Genomic DNA, 13,767 nt, shown 5'->3' on the forward strand with positions numbered 1-13,767 from the left:
CGTCCATGTCAGGCCTCGATCTCCCGGGCGAGCCAGGCGCCGAGCTCGGCGTAGGCGCGATCGCGCGCCGGCTGCACGGAGAGGAAGACGTCGTGCTTGGCGTCCTCGACGGGGACCACGGAGAGGCGGCCGCCGAGCGCGCCGGACCACTTGGCGATCTGCCGGGTGTCGAGCACGACATCGGCCCGGCCGGCCTCATCGCTCCACTCCTTCGGGGCGAAGCTCTTCGTCGAGCGCAGCACCAACGACGGGACGCCGATGTCCAGCCCGCGGTGCAGCAGGCTGTGCGCCACGCGGACCGCGCGCAGCCAGCCGAAGCGGACCGGGAATCCCTCGATCGGCTTGATCCGGGTGTCGAAGTCGAACTCCCCGTGCTCGCTGATGTGAACGGTCTGGCCGTAGACGCCGACCGCCTCGACGGGGACGACGCGCGTGCCCACGGCCTTGCCGATGAGCTTGACCACCGGCGTCGCGACCTCGCGCAGCACCACCGAGCCCTGCAGGTCGAACCAGGGGCTGTCGAGGACGAGGCCCACGATCGGGGCGGTCCGGCCGGCCTTGCGGCGCCGATCCAGCCACAGGGGGGTGATCAGGCCGCCGGTGGAGTGCGCCGCCACGACGACGCCGAGGCCGGGGTGCTCCTGCTCGATGGCCGCGACCGCGAGGTCGAGCTCGCGGTCGTAGACCGTGAAGTCGGTCGCGTAGTGCGCCGACTGGCCCTCTCGCAGCGAGCGTCCGCACTTGCGCAGGTCGAGTGCGTAGAACGCGTAACCGCGGTCGGCGAAGTACTCCGCGACCCCGGTCTGGAAGAAGTAGTCCGAGAACCCGTGGACCCAGAGCACCGCGTGCTGCGGGTCCTTCGGGCCCGAGACGTGCTTGACCAGCGTCGCCACGACATCGCCGCCCGGTTCGCCGTCCGGGTCCGGGCCCAGCTCGAAGGTGTGGGCGCGAAAGTCGTCGCCGAGGATGTCGGGGGAGTAGGTCAGCTCAGTGGTCGCCACGGGTTCACTGTAGTGAGCGCGGCCGGATCCGGGTCAGCGGGAGACGTGAGTCGCAGCGACCGGTGGGACTGCACGGTGTGCCGCGCGCCGTCGCAGTGCCCCGGAGTAAGGTTCTCGCCCAGAAGGGGGACCCGCGCTGCGGGCCCCGCCCCACGTCGAGGAGTGAACAACCAGATGGCCCGTAACGTGATCAGCACGGACGTCGCGCTCGTCGGAGCGGGAATCATGAGCGCCACGCTCGGCACCCTGATCCGCAAGCTGGAGCCCAGCTGGTCGGTGACCGTGTTCGAGGCGCTCGATGCCGCCGCCGCCGAGTCGTCCGATCCGTGGAACAACGCGGGTACCGGACATTCCGCGCTCTGCGAGCTGAACTACACCCCGCAGGCCGCCGACGGCTCCGTCGACATCTCCAAGGCCATCACGATCAACGAGCAGTTCCAGGTCTCGCGCCAGTTCTGGTCGTACGCGGTCGACGCCGGCGTCCTCGACGATCCGTCGGACTTCATCAACCCCATCCCGCACGCCAGCTTCGTGCACGGCGCCGACAACGTCGAGTACCTCCGCAAGCGCTACGACGCGCTCTCCGGGCAGACGCTGTTCGAGGGCATGGAGTTCTTCACCGACCCGGCCACCTTCAGCGAGCGCCTGCCGATCATGGCCGCGGGCCGCAACTTCGGCGACCCGGTCGCCGTGAACTGGTACGAGGGCGGCACCGACGTCGATTTCGGCTCGCTGACCAAGAAGCTGATCAACTACGTCGGCAAGGGCGGCGCGGTCCACTTCGGGACCAAGGTCACGAACCTCAAGCGCACCACGGACGGCTGGCGCCTGACGATCAAGAACCTGCGCACCCACGAGGTGTCCTACGTCGACGCGCGCTTCGTCTTCGTCGGTGCCGGCGGCGGTGCGCTGCCGCTGCTGCAGAAGTCGGGCATCAAGGAGGCCAAGGGTTTCGGCGGCTTCCCCGTCTCGGGCCAGTTCTTCCGCTGCAGCAACCCCGAGCTCATCGACCATCACGCCGCGAAGGTGTACGGCAAGGCGGCCGTGGGCGCGCCCCCGATGTCGGTGCCGCACTTGGACACCCGCGTCATCGAGGGCAACAAGGGGCTGCTGTTCGGCCCGTACGCCGGGTTCTCGCCGAAGTTCCTCAAGGCCGGCCAGTACACCGACCTGCCCCTGTCGGTGAAGCCCAACAACCTCCTCCCGATGATGGCCGTGGGCCTCAAGGAGATGGGCCTGACCAAGTACCTCATCGGCGAGCTCATGCAGTCGCCGGCGGACCGCGTCAAGACCCTCTCCGAGTTCGTGCCCCGCGCCGAGGGCCAGGACTGGGAGCTCATCACCGCCGGTCAGCGTGTCCAGGTCATCCGTAAGGGCCCGGGTGGCGGCAACCTCGAGTTCGGTACCGCGGTCATCGCCGCCGACGACGAGTCGATCGCCGGCCTGCTCGGCGCCTCGCCGGGCGCCTCGACCGCCGTTCCGGCGATGCTCGACGTGCTCAGCAAGTGCTTCCCCAAGCATATGCAGGCGTGGAAGCCGCTGCTGCAGGAGATGATTCCGTCGTACGGCACGACGCTCAACGACAACAAGCAGCTGTTCACCCAGGTCTGGGACTGGACCGACCGCACGCTGCAGCTGGCCCCGGGCGTCGGGGCCGACGCGCAGGGCTGAGCCCGTGCGCCGCGCCACCGGCGACACCCTCGACGCGAGCACCCTCCACGCGCTGCTGAAGCTGCGCGCGGAGGTGTTCATCGCCGAACAGCAGAGCCCCTGGCTGGACATCGACGGGCGCGACCTCGATCCGTCGACGATCCACTTCTGGCTGCCCGACGGTGCGCCCGGGTCCGGCCCGGGTCGTGACGTCGTGGCGACGGTGCGGCTCACCGCCGAGGGACCTGGCCTGGCCCGGATCGGTCGGGTGTGCGCGGCACCGTCGGCCCGCGGGCAGGGGCTGATCGGCCTGCTGATGGCGGCCGCGCTCGACGAGCTCGGCGAACGGGCGTGCCTGCTGGAGGCGCAGTCCCACCTGGAACCGATGTACGCGAAGTACGGATTCGCCCGTGAGGGAGACGAGTTCGTCGAGGACGGGATCCCGCACGTCCCGATGAGGAGGCCGGCACGTGATTGACCGCTACCCGTTCAGTGCGGTCGTGGGCCACGACGAGCTGCGGCTCGCATTGACGCTGTGCGCCATCGCGCCCGCCGTGGGCGGCGTCCTCGTGCGCGGCGAGAAGGGCACCGCCAAGTCCACCGCCGCGCGTGCGCTCGCCCCGCTGCTGCCCACGCGGCCCGACGGTGCCCCCGCCCGCCTCGTGGAACTGCCCATCGGCGCCACGGAGGACCGCGTGGTCGGCTCGCTCGACCTGCACCGCGCGCTCGGTGAGGGCGCGGTCGATTTCACGCCCGGCCTGCTCGCGGACGCCGACGGCGGCATCCTCTACGTCGACGAGGTCAACCTGCTCTCCGACCATCTGGTCGACGTCCTGCTCGACGCCGCCGCGATGGGACGCGTCACCGTCGAGCGCGACGGGATCTCCCGCGCCTACCCCGCCCGGTTCGTTCTGGTGGGCACCATGAATCCGGAGGAGGGCGAGCTGCGCCCGCAGCTGCTCGATCGCTTCGGGCTCGCCGTGGACGTGCACGCGAGCCGCGAGGTGGACGTGCGCGTCGAGGTGATGCGCCGACGCCTGGCCTTCGAGTCCGACCCCGCGGCGTTCGCCGCCGAGTACGCCGACGTCGACGCAGACCTGGCCCGCCGCATTGCCGATGCCCGCGACCGGCTTCCGGGGGTCGCGCTCCCCGACGCCGAGCTGCGCCGCATCGCCGCGGTGTGCGCCGCCTTCGACGTCGACGGCATGCGCGCCGACCTGGTCATCGCCCGCGCCGCGCTGGCCCACGCCGCGTGGCGGGGTGCGGCCGAGGTCACCGAGGACGACGTCCGCGTCGCCGCGGAACTGGCCCTGCCGCACCGCAAGCGCCGCGACCCCTTCGACGAGCCGGGCCTCGACGACACCGAACTCGACCGCGCCTTCGACGACGCCCGCGCCGACGACGAGCCGGACCCCGAACCGGATCCCGATCCCGACGGCCCGGGAGGCGGCGACGCCCCGGAACCGCCGCCGTCCGGGCCCGACTCCGCGGGATCGCAGGAGCAGCAACCGGATCCGGCCGGCGGCACCCCGCTCCCGACGGCGCGGCACCGCACCGTCGCCAAGCTGACGGTGCCCGGCACCGGGACCGGCGGGGCGACGGGCCGCCGCTCCAAGACCCGCTCCGACCGCGGCAGCGTCGTCCGGGCCGCGCCGGCGGGCACCGGTTCCGGCCTGCACCTGGCCGCGACGCTGCGGGCGGCCGCGCCCGAACAGGCCGCCCGGGGCCGGGCCGCAGGGCCGCTGCGCCTCGCCCCGTCCGACCTGCGGTCCCCGGTGCGCGAGGCGACCGAGGGGAACCTCGTCGTGTTCGTCGTGGACCTGTCCGGGTCGATGGCGGCACGGGAGCGGCTCGCACTGGTCGGTGAGGCCGCGGTGTCGCTGCTCCGCGACGCCTACCAGCGGCGCGACAAGGTGGCCGTGATCGGCTTCCGCGGCGCCGAGGCGACGCTGTTGGTTCCGCCGACCCGGTCGGTCGACGTGGCCGTCGCACGGTTGTCCCGCGCCCGCACGGGCGGCCGCACCCCACTCGCCGAAGGGCTGATCGAGGCGCGGAAGCTGTTGCGCCGTGAGGATCTGCGGCCCGATGCCCGGCGGCCGCTCGTCGTGCTGCTCACCGACGGCCGCGCGACCGCCGGCCACGACCCGCTGCCCCGCGCGCTCGCCGCCGCGGCGGGCCTGCACGCCGATGCGCGAGCCGCCGTGGTCGTGGACTGCGAGACCTCGATGGTCCGGCTGGGGCTGGCAGCGAAGGTGGCGGCGGCCCTCGGAGCCACGATGCTGCCGCTCGACGGATTGAGCCCCACCGACCTGGCCCGCGCGGCCTGACGAAGGAGAAGCCATGCCGCAGGGCAAGGTCGAAACGGTCCCGCAGGACGGGCTGACCACCCGGCAGCGCCGCAACCAGCCGGTGCTCGCCGTGCACACGGGCCCGGGCAAGGGGAAGTCGACGGCCGCGTTCGGCATGGCCATGCGCGCCTGGAACCAGGGCTTCCCCGTCGGCGTCTTCCAGTTCGTCAAGAGCGCGAAGTGGAAGGTCGGCGAGGAGCAGACGATGCTCGCCCTGAACGAGGTGCACGAACGCACCGGCGCCGGCGGGCCCGTGGAGTGGCACAAGATGGGGCAGGGCTGGTCGTGGCTGCGCCGCTCCGACGACGCCGAACAGGACCACGCCGAGGCCGCCCGCGACGGGTGGCGCGAGATCGCGCGCCGGCTCAGTGTCGAGCAGCACCGCTTCTACGTCCTCGACGAGTTCACCTACCCGCTCAAGTGGGGCTGGATCGACGTCGACGAGGTGGTCGAGACACTGGTGAACCGCCCCGGGAACCAGCACGTGATCATCACCGGCCGGGACGCCCCGCAGGCCCTCATGGATGCCGCCGACCTGGTCACGGAGATGACCAAGGTGAAGCATCCGATGGATAGCGGGAGGAAGGGGCAGAGGGGGATCGAGTGGTGAGCCACGGCTGCGGAGGCCCCGGGAGGCGCGGTGGTCGTGGAGAGAGGGGCATCGAGTGGTAGCTCCCGTGGTCGTCATCGCGGCACCGTCGTCGGGGAGCGGTAAGACGACGATCGCGACCGGGCTGATGGGTGCCCTGGCGCGGACGGGCGTCGTCGCGCCCTTCAAGGTGGGCCCCGATTACATCGACCCCGGTTACCACGCGCTCGCCACCGGACGGCCGGGCCGCAACCTGGACCCCGTGCTGTGCGGGGAGCACCGGATCGCGCCCCTGTACCGGCACGGCGCGCTGGGCGCGGACATCGCGGTGGTCGAGGGCGTGATGGGGCTGTTCGACGGCCGGATCGTGGACGGCCCGGGCGGCGCCGCCGTCGAGGGCATCGGCTCCACGGCCGACGTGGCGGAGATCCTCGGCGCCCCCGTCCTGCTCGTCGTGGACGCACGCGGGCACTCGCAGTCCCTCGCGGCGCTGCTCGCCGGATTCACGACGTACCGGCCCGGCGTGGCGCTCGCGGGCGTCGTCCTCAACCGCGTGTCCAGCGCGCGGCATGAGCGCGTGCTCCGGGACGCCTGCGCGCACGCCGGCCTGGAGGCGGTCGGCGCGGTGCCCGGTGACGCCGCGCTGGAGGTGCCCGCGCGGCACCTCGGGCTGATCCCCGCCGCCGAGCGCGGCGCCGACGCGGTCGACGCCGTCGCCGCGATGACGGAGCTGGTGGCGAGGCACGTGGACGTCGAGCGGATCCGCGAGCTCGCGCGCCCCGTCGCCGACGGACCGGTGTGGTCACCGTCGGATCAGGTGGCGCAGGTCGGCTCGCCGACGGTGGCCCTGGCCGGCGGTCCCGCGTTCAGCTTCGGCTACGCCGAGCACGAGGAACTGCTCGCGGCCGCCGGTGCGCAGGTGCGCCGCTTCGACCCGCTCGCGGACGAGCTGCCCGAGGGCGCCGCCGCCGCGGTGTTCCCCGGCGGATTCCCCGAGGTCTACGCGGAGAAGCTGTCCGCGAACGAGGCGCTGCGCGCGCAGGTCCGGGACCTCGTCGGAGGAGGGGGAGTGGTGCACGCGGAGTGCGCGGGCCTGCTCTACCTCGCGGAATCGCTCGACGGTGTCCCGATGTGCGGGGTGGTGCCGGGCGCGGCGACCTTCACCCGGCGCCTGCGGCTCGGCTATCGGGACGCGGTGGCGCTCGCGCCGAGCCCGTTGTTCGAGGCGGGGCAGCGGGTCACGGGGCACGAGTTCCACCGCACGGCGTTCGTCGGCGGCGGTGCCCCGGGGGGCTCGCCGGCGTGGGGGTGGCGCGACGGCGACGGGGCCGCGACGACCGACGGTCACGTGTCGTCCGCTGTGCACTCCTCGTATCTCCACGTGCACCCTGCTGGATACCCCGAGGTCACAGAACAGCTGGTCAGGGCGGTCGACTGAGGAATTCGTCTCACCCTGAACGCGACCCTCGCGCGGGCTGAGAGGTTCCTGTACAAAAGCTCTATGCACATGTCGATCAAGCTCGTCTCCGTCACCTTCGCCGCCGCCGCCGTGGTCGCCACCTCCGCCTGCGCCGCCGGTTCCTACGCCGCCCCCGGCTCGCCCTCCGGTTCCGCCAAGCCCAGCGCCTCGGCGAAGCCCAGCCATGCCGCCCCCTCGTCCGCCAAGGCCGCCCCGTCGTCGGCCAAGGCCGTGGCTCCGAAGGCCGTCCCGGTCAAGGCCGGCACCCCGAGCGCGGTCCTCGCCTCGACCGCGTGGGAGACCACCTCGGCCAAGGACGCCAAGGGCGCCAAGGTCGCGCTGACCGACAAGAACGTCAAGAACTACGTGGGCTGGGCGTACTTCAAGAAGGACGGCACCTTCACCCTGTACAACCTGGACGACAGCGCCAAGGGCAAGGGCCTGTGGACCGTCTCGGCCGACGGCAAGACCCGCGACATCACCGCGCTCAACGCCGACGGTGGCGTGCAGTACAAGCGCACCGTCGAGATCGTCACGCTGACCGAGAAGGAGTTCACGTACCGCGTGTACCCCGAGGCCTCCAACAAGGCCGTGTACTACGACATCGTGCACACCGCGACCAAGCACGCCGAGCCGCGCGCGTAGTCGACACGGCCGCTCACTAAACTGAGCGGAATGAACAGCCACGGCGCCCCGCAGGATCCCTACCTCGTCGGTCTGGACCTGCGAGGGCGCCGTGTCGTCGTCGTGGGGGCGGGCACCGTCGTCCAGCGCCGCCTGCCGGTGCTCCTCGCCGCGGGTGCCGACGTGCACGTCATCGCCCCCGAGGCCACGCCCGCCGTCGAGTCGACGCCCGGCATCGTCTGGCACCGTCGGGAGTACGCCTCCGGCGACCTCCTGGGCGCCTGGTACGTCCTGGCCGCCACGAACGACTCCGTGGTCAACGCGGCCGTCGTCGCGGAGGCCGAGGTGCAGCGCACCTTCTGCGTCCGGGCCGACCTGGCCCGCGAGGGCACGGCCGTCACGCCCGCCACCGTCGCCGCCGACGGGCTGCAGGTGGGCGTGCTGGCGTCGGGGGATCACCGACGGTCCGCCGCCGTCCGGGACGGCCTGCGTGCGGTCCTCACGGGGGAGTCCGACGGTGCGCCGTCGAACGAGGGCCGGAAGGCGGGGCTGGCGGGGAGTGTCGCGCTCGTCGGCGGCGGTCCGGGCGATCCCGATCTGATCACGGTGCGCGGGCGGTCGCTGCTCGCCCTCGCGGACGTGGTCGTCGCCGACCGTCTCGCGCCGCCGCGGCTGCTCGCCGAGCTCGCGCCGCACGTCGAGGTGATCGACGCGGCGAAGGTGCCGTACGGCCGCGCGATGGCGCAGCAGGCCATCAATCAGGTGCTCGTCGACCGCGCGCGCGAGGGCAAGTTCGTGGTCCGGCTCAAGGGCGGCGACCCGTACGTCTTCGGCCGCGGCTTCGAGGAGCTCGAGGCGCTCGCCGCCGAGGGCATCCCGGTGACGGTGGTCCCCGGCATCACGTCGTCGATCGCGGCACCGTCCGCGGCGGGGATCCCGGTGACGCACCGCGGCGTCACCCATGAATTCGTCGTCGTGTCCGGACACGTCGCCCCCGGGCACCCCGACAGCCTGGTCGATTGGGACGCTCTCGGGCGACTGCGCGGCACCGTCGTGGTGCTCATGGCCGTGGAGCGGCTCGCCGCGATCGCGGACGCCCTGATGGCCGGCGGTCGCCCCGCCGAGACGCCGGCGGCCGTGGTCGAGAACGCCACGACCGGGGGGCAGCGCACGGTGCGCGGCACCCTCGCCACCATTGCGGCCGATGCCGCCGCCGCCGAGGTGAAGCCGCCCGCGGTGCTCGTGGTCGGAGCGACCGCGGGGTTCACCATCGCCGCGGATCAGTCTTGATTTCTATCACTTCAGTAACTTGTGCCCCACTCGTTACCCGGATCGACTTCCGGTTCCGCCCGATCACTCGGTAGCCTCAGGGCATCATGACCTCTACGATGGCGCCCGGCAGCCCGGCGCAGACCTATCGCGTCAAGGGCAGCGCCGTCGGCATTCCCATCCTCGTGCTGTGCGGGATGATCTTCCTGTCGGTGCTCGACGGCACCGTCGTCTTCGTCGCGATGCCCGAGATCCAGGACGCCCTGGGGCTCTCGGACGCCTCGAAGGTCTGGGTGTTCGGTGCGTACGCGCTGACCTTCGGCGGATTCCTCCTACTCGGCGGCCGCCTCGGCGACACCTTCGGCCGCAAGAAGATGTTCCTGCTCGGCGTCGTCGGGTTCACGATCGCCTCGCTGCTCGCGGGATTCGCGACCAATGAGGCGTGGCTGCTCGCGGCCCGCGTCGGCCAGGGCTTCTTCGCCGCCATCGCCGGACCGACCGCGCTCGCGCTGATCGCGACCACCTTCGCGCCGGGCAAGGCCCGGAACCAGGCCTTCGCGGTGTTCGGCGCGATGGCCGGGCTCGGCTCCATCGCCGGCCTCGTGGCCGGCGGCCTGCTCGCCACCATCGAGTGGCGCCTGATCTTCTGGATCAACGTCCCGGTCGGCATCGCCTGCGCGATCGGCGGCTGGTTCACCCTCGACGAGGCGATGTCCGAGCGGCGGCACGCCCTCGACGTCAAGGGCGCCGTGCTCGCCGTCGCGGGCTGCGTCACCGGCGTCTACGCCCTGACCGCGGGCCCCGAGGCGCACTGGAAGAGCACCACTGTCTACGCCGCCGCCGCGGTCAGCGTCGTGTGCCTGGCACTGTTCCTGTGGGTCGAGCGGTCGGCGAAGAACCCGATCCTGCCCTTCTCCCTGTTCAACAACCGCAACCGGGTCGCGGCCATGGTCGCGATCCTGGTGTGCGGCGCCCTCATCCCCACGCTCGGCTTCTACGTGGCGCTGACCTTCCAGCTGGTGCTCGGGTACACGCCGTTCCAGTCGGGGCTGGCGCTGCTGCCCTTCGCCGTCGGCTTCGGCATCTCGGTCGCCGTCAGCGCCTCGCTCGTGCGGCGGTTCCAGGCGCGCTGGCTGGTCGCCGCGGGCGGGGTCATCGTCTTCCTGCCCTGCGTCTACGTGCCGACCCTGATGAGCAAGGCGCCCGCGACCATCGGCTACTTCCCGCAGATCGCGCTGCCCGTGTTCTTCATCGGCATCGGCGTCGGTTTGGCGGTCGTGCCGCTGCCGCTGGGCGCGGTCGCCGGGGTGCGACCGTCGGAGATCGGCCCGCTGACCGCGCTCATCGAGGTCGCGCAGAACCTCGGCGGCATCGTCGGCCTGGCGTCCGTGCAGGTCGTGGTGACCTCCCGCATCATGGCGGAGCAGGGGCCCACCACCGGGCACCTCAAGCACAAAGAGCTCACGGGCGACCAGATCCACGCGCTCGCGTCCGGCTACGGCCTCGCGTTCCTGGCGTGCGCGGCGATCCTGATCATCGCCGGGCTCGTGGTCGTCCCGTTCATGCGGTTCACCCCGGACGAGATCGCCGAGGGCCAGGCGGCCAAGGAGTCCAGCGAGTCCGGCGGCGCGATCCCGTCGACCTCCTTCCCCGCGCAGGCCTTCGAGGAGGACGACGACGATGTCGCCGACGACTGGGAGCCGATCGAGGGCGACGTGACCTCGGGCCCGATCCCGGTGGTCCGCCGCGAGGACCTCGAACGCGCCTACAACGAGAAGCCGGGCGATCCGGAGCCGGTGTACTTCACCGACCGGTTCCGCGCGATCAAGCGCTCCGCCGTCGAGGCGCCCGGCGCGCAGCGCCCGCAGGACCCGCAGCGACCGCCCGCGCAGGCCCCGCAGCCGCCGACGCAGGCGATCCCGACGGCGCGGCCGCAGCGTCCGGCACCGTCGCGCACGGCTCCGTCGGATCCCCATCGCGCCTACTCGCACCCGAGCGACCCGCTGCCGCGCCGAACCGGTGCCCCCGGCGACGACCTGGCCGGCGTGGCCCGCCCGTCGGGGCCGATCCAGCGCGAGAGCGCGGACATGCCGCGCCCACCCGCGCCCCCGCAGCAGCCGGGCCGACAGCAGGGACCGCAGCAGTCGCACCGGCCAGGCGGGTCCGTCCAGCGGCCGAGCGCGCCGATCGGGCGGCCCGGCGGCCCGGTGGACCGCCCCAGTCAGCCGATCCAGCGCCCGAGCGGCCAACTGAACCGCCCGAGCGGCCACCTGAACCGGCCGGCCGCGCCGGTGGAGCGCCCGAGCGGCTCGGTGTCGCGACCCGCGCAGTACCAGCCCCCGCAGTACCGCGGATCGGACCAGCAGTCGCAGGGTCAGCGGCCGACGCCGCAGCGGGCGGTGCAGGCGCCGAACGACGGCGGTCGGCACGCCGCCCCGGAGGCGGACGGCATGCATCATCCGGACTCGTCGGAGCAGGCGGACCGCGTGAGCCGGGCCCGCCGGCACCGTCGGGAGGACTGAAGCTCGGGTCGAGATCGCGGCCGCACCCGGCTGAGTGCCCGGGCGCGGGGCGTGTCGTCCGAATTGTGACCTTCCGGTGACCCGGCTGGTACTCGATCCCCGGATCGACGCCGTGGTCTGCGGAAACAGCCATCGGAGATGGGTTCCGACCGCACGGATATTTCGTCACTCCAGTAACTCGGGTGACAAAAACCGGCATGAACGATTTCCGGGCACCTTCTATCAGCCGGTAGCCTCGGACCTCATGACTTCCACGACGATGGCCCCTGGCGGCCCGGCGCAGACCTATCGCGTCAAGGGCAGCGCTCTCGGCATCGCCATCGTCGTGCTGTCCGGGATGATGTTCCTCGCCGTGCTCGACGGCACCGTGGTGTTCGTGGCCATGCCGCGCATCCAGGAGGCCATGCACCTGTCCGACGCCGCGAAGGTGTGGGTGTTCGGCGCCTACGCGGTCACGTTCGGCGGCTTCATGCTGCTCGGCGGCCGGCTCGGCGACACCTTCGGCCGCAAACGGATGTTCATGCTCGGCGTGGGCGGCTTCACCTTCGCGTCGCTGCTCACCGGCTTCGCGACGAACGAGGTCTGGCTGCTCGCGGCCCGCGCCGGGCAGGGATTCTTCGCCGCGATCGCCTGCCCCACGGCGCTGGCGCTCATCGCGACCACCTTCGCGCCGGGCAAGGCGCGCAACCAGGCATTCGCGATCTTCGCCGCGATGGGCGGGCTCGGCTCCGTCGCGGGTCTCATCGCCGGCGGCCTCCTCGCCACGTGGGACTGGCGCCTCGTCTTCTGGATCAACGTCCCGGTCGGCATCGCCTGCGTGATCGGCGGGTGGTACGCGCTCGAGGAGTCGATGTCCGACCGCCGGCACGCGCTGGACGTCAAGGGCGCGATCCTCGCGGTCGCGGGCTGCGTCACGGGCGTGTTCGCGCTCACCGCGGGACCGGAATCGCACTGGCAGAGCCCTGCGGTCTACGCCGCGGCGGCCTTCAGCGCCGTGTGCCTGGTGGCCTTCCTCTACGTCGAGCGGACCGCCAAGAACCCGATCCTGCCGTTCTCGCTGTTCCACAACCGCAACCGCGTGGCCGCGATGATCGCGATCCTCGTGTGCGGCGCCCTCATCCCGACGCTCGGCTTCTACGTCGCCCTGACCTTCCAGCAGGTGCTCGGGTACACGCCGCTGCAGTCCGGCCTCGCGCTCGTCCCGTTCGCGGTGGGCATGGGCATCTCGACGCTGGTCGCCTCGAAGCTCGTGCTCAAGTACCAGGCGCGCTGGCTCGTGCTGCTGGGCGGCGTCATCGTCTTCCTGCCGTGCCTCTACGTCCCCACCCTGATGACCCGCGACCCGTCGACGGTCACCTACTTCCCGTACATCGGCGTGCCGGTGTTCCTCATCGGCATCGGGGTGGGCTTCGCGATCATCCCGCTGCCGCTGTGTGCGCTCGCGGGTGTGCGTCCCACGGAGATCGGCCCCATGTCGGCGCTCGTCGAGGTGTGCCAGAACCTGGGCGGCATCATCGGTCTGGCGTCGGTCCAGGTCGCCGTGACCTCGCGGATCATGGCGGGCGGCGGACCCACCAGCGGCGAGCTCAGTGCCGATCCGGCGGTGCACGCGGAGCAGCTCAAGGCTCTCGCCTCCGGCTACGGCCTTGCGTTCATCGCGTGTGCGGTGATCCTCATCGTCGCCGGGCTCGTGGTCGTCCCCTTCATGCGGTTCACGCCCGAGGAGGTCGCCGAGGGGCAGGCGGCTCAGGAGTCCAGCAAGTCCGGCGGCGCGATCCCGTCCACGTCCTTCCCGGCGCAGGCCTTCGAGGAGGACGACGACGTCGACGACGACTGGGAGCCCATCGAGGGCGATGTCACGTCCGGCTCGTTCGCCGCGATCCGCCGCGAGGACTTCGACCGCGCCTACAACGAGCGGCCCGGCGACCCGGAGCCCGTGTACTTCACCGACCGCTTCCGGGTGATCAAGCGCGGGCAGGTCGACGGTGCCGCCGCGCCGCAGGATCCGCAGCCGGCCACCCAGAGCTTCCCCGCGGCGCGTCCGCAGCGCCCGGCGGCCCAGGGCCCCGCTCGGGTTCCCGCCCCGCCGCGCCCCGTGTCGCAGCCGCGCTCGGCACCGTCGGCGCCGCAGCAGGCCTACTCGCACCCGAGCGACCCGCTGCCCCGTCCGGTCTCGCAGCCCGGCGCCGACCTCGCCGGCCTGGCCCGCCCGTCGGGCCCGATCCAGCGCGAGAGCGCCGACCTGGAGCGTCCGCCCGTACCGCCGCGGGAGCCGACGCACCGCCGGCCCGCGCCGCAGCCGCCG

The 13,767-nt window shown here is 72.4% G+C and carries 10 protein-coding genes; 9 read left to right on the forward strand and 1 reads right to left on the reverse strand.

The window, feature by feature from the left end:
* Nucleotides 1-8 precede the first annotated feature (8 nt).
* Nucleotides 9-1,001 (reverse strand): alpha/beta hydrolase, encoded by a 993-nt coding sequence (locus tag AXK61_RS13070; RefSeq protein ID WP_068745677.1) that lies wholly within the window; start codon nucleotides 999-1,001, stop codon nucleotides 9-11.
* A 174-nt stretch (nucleotides 1,002-1,175) separates the two neighbouring features.
* Between AXK61_RS13070 and mqo the strand changes: the two genes are divergently transcribed.
* From mqo to AXK61_RS13115, 9 genes are all read left to right on the forward strand, one after another.
* A complete protein-coding gene (gene mqo, locus AXK61_RS13075) occupies nucleotides 1,176-2,672 on the forward strand; it encodes a malate dehydrogenase (quinone) (protein WP_068570668.1) in 1,497 nt (498 codons plus the stop codon).
* 4 nt (nucleotides 2,673-2,676) lie between these two features.
* Nucleotides 2,677-3,129, forward strand: a complete 453-nt coding sequence (locus AXK61_RS13080) for a GNAT family N-acetyltransferase (RefSeq protein WP_068570611.1) — start codon at nucleotides 2,677-2,679, stop codon at nucleotides 3,127-3,129.
* On the forward strand, nucleotides 3,125-4,978 hold the full coding sequence (locus AXK61_RS13085) for a VWA domain-containing protein (protein ID WP_139057830.1): 1,854 nt from the start codon (nucleotides 3,125-3,127) through the stop codon (nucleotides 4,976-4,978). The genes AXK61_RS13080 and AXK61_RS13085 overlap by 5 nt, the downstream gene beginning before the upstream one ends.
* A gap of 13 nt (nucleotides 4,979-4,991) precedes the next feature.
* Entirely contained in the window at nucleotides 4,992-5,609 is a 618-nt protein-coding gene (cobO, locus tag AXK61_RS13090; RefSeq protein ID WP_068570609.1) for a cob(I)yrinic acid a,c-diamide adenosyltransferase, read from the forward strand.
* Nucleotides 5,610-5,664: 55 nt separating this feature from the next.
* Nucleotides 5,665-7,026, forward strand: coding sequence for a cobyrinate a,c-diamide synthase (locus AXK61_RS13095; protein WP_068745679.1), 1,362 nt, complete (start codon nucleotides 5,665-5,667; stop codon nucleotides 7,024-7,026).
* A gap of 69 nt (nucleotides 7,027-7,095) precedes the next feature.
* A complete protein-coding gene (locus AXK61_RS13100; protein ID WP_068745681.1) occupies nucleotides 7,096-7,692 on the forward strand; it encodes a DUF4822 domain-containing protein in 597 nt (198 codons plus the stop codon).
* Between the two features lie 30 nt (nucleotides 7,693-7,722).
* A complete protein-coding gene (cobA, locus tag AXK61_RS13105; RefSeq protein WP_068745682.1) occupies nucleotides 7,723-8,961 on the forward strand; it encodes a uroporphyrinogen-III C-methyltransferase in 1,239 nt (412 codons plus the stop codon).
* Nucleotides 8,962-9,047: 86 nt separating this feature from the next.
* The gene (locus tag AXK61_RS13110; protein ID WP_231855532.1) at nucleotides 9,048-11,462 is read left to right on the forward strand and encodes an MFS transporter; all 2,415 of its coding nucleotides are present in this window, start codon (nucleotides 9,048-9,050) and stop codon (nucleotides 11,460-11,462) included.
* A 244-nt stretch (nucleotides 11,463-11,706) separates the two neighbouring features.
* Nucleotides 11,707-13,767 (forward strand): MFS transporter (locus AXK61_RS13115; protein ID WP_231855533.1); only part of this gene is annotated, 2,061 nt, incomplete at its 3' end.

This window comes from Tsukamurella pseudospumae (assembly GCF_001575205.1).
Classification (GTDB): domain Bacteria; phylum Actinomycetota; class Actinomycetes; order Mycobacteriales; family Mycobacteriaceae; genus Tsukamurella; species Tsukamurella pseudospumae.

What these genes read in the sequence shown, in the direction of transcription:
- mqo (WP_068570668.1), top strand. Translation starts at nt 1,176, where the DNA reads ATGGCCCGTAACGTGATCAGCACGGACGTCGCGCTCGTCGGAGCGGGA.
- cobO (WP_068570609.1), top strand. Translation starts at nt 4,992, where the DNA reads ATGCCGCAGGGCAAGGTCGAAACGGTCCCGCAGGACGGGCTGACCACC.
- AXK61_RS13100 (WP_068745681.1), top strand. Translation starts at nt 7,096, where the DNA reads ATGTCGATCAAGCTCGTCTCCGTCACCTTCGCCGCCGCCGCCGTGGTC.
- cobA (WP_068745682.1), top strand. Translation starts at nt 7,723, where the DNA reads ATGAACAGCCACGGCGCCCCGCAGGATCCCTACCTCGTCGGTCTGGAC.
- AXK61_RS13110 (WP_231855532.1), top strand. Translation starts at nt 9,048, where the DNA reads ATGACCTCTACGATGGCGCCCGGCAGCCCGGCGCAGACCTATCGCGTC.